This is a genomic window from Mesorhizobium sp. M2A.F.Ca.ET.037.01.1.1 (assembly GCF_003998075.1).
Taxonomy (GTDB): domain Bacteria; phylum Pseudomonadota; class Alphaproteobacteria; order Rhizobiales; family Rhizobiaceae; genus Mesorhizobium.
Window position 1 is genome coordinate 1 of the sequence record NZ_RZSA01001710.1, and the last position, 573, is coordinate 573.

The window sequence follows — 573 nt, forward strand, 5'->3', positions numbered from 1 at the left end:
GGCGATGGCAACGGCTTCGTCCTCATCCTCGAACGGAATGATCGAAAGGACCGGGCCGAACACCTCTTCCTGGGCGATGCGCATCGACTGGCTGACATTGCCGAAGATGGTCGGCTCGACGAACCAGCCATCGGCGATCGCCTTGTCCTCCGGCACCTTGCCGCCGAGAAGCTGCTGGGCGCCCTCGTCCCGGGCGATGCCGATATAGTCGAGGACCTTCTTGTGTTGCGGCAGCGTCGTGATTGGCCCGACCTGGGTATCGGGATCGAGCGGGTCGCCGATCCTGGCGGTTTTCGCGAACGCGACCAGCTTTTCGGCCACCTGATCGTAGACGGAGCGCTGCACCAGCGCCCGCGAGCCGGCAATGCAGGTCTGGCCGGTCGCGGCGAAGATGCCCGAGACCAACCCGGGAATCGCGGCCTCCAGCTTGGCGTCGGCGAAGACGATGTTCGCCGACTTGCCGCCGAGCTCCAGCGTCACCTTCTTCAGCCCGCCGGCCGCGGCCTGGTAGACGCGCCGGCCGGTGGCGTCGCCGCCGGTGAAGGCGACCTTCGCCACGCCGGGATGCGTGAC

The 573-nt window shown here is 67.4% G+C and carries 1 protein-coding gene; it reads right to left on the reverse strand.

Going from position 1 to position 573, the window contains the following annotated elements:
* Positions 1–573: aldehyde dehydrogenase family protein (locus EOA27_RS39365; RefSeq protein WP_127259085.1), on the reverse strand; the 573-nt coding region annotated here is incomplete at both ends.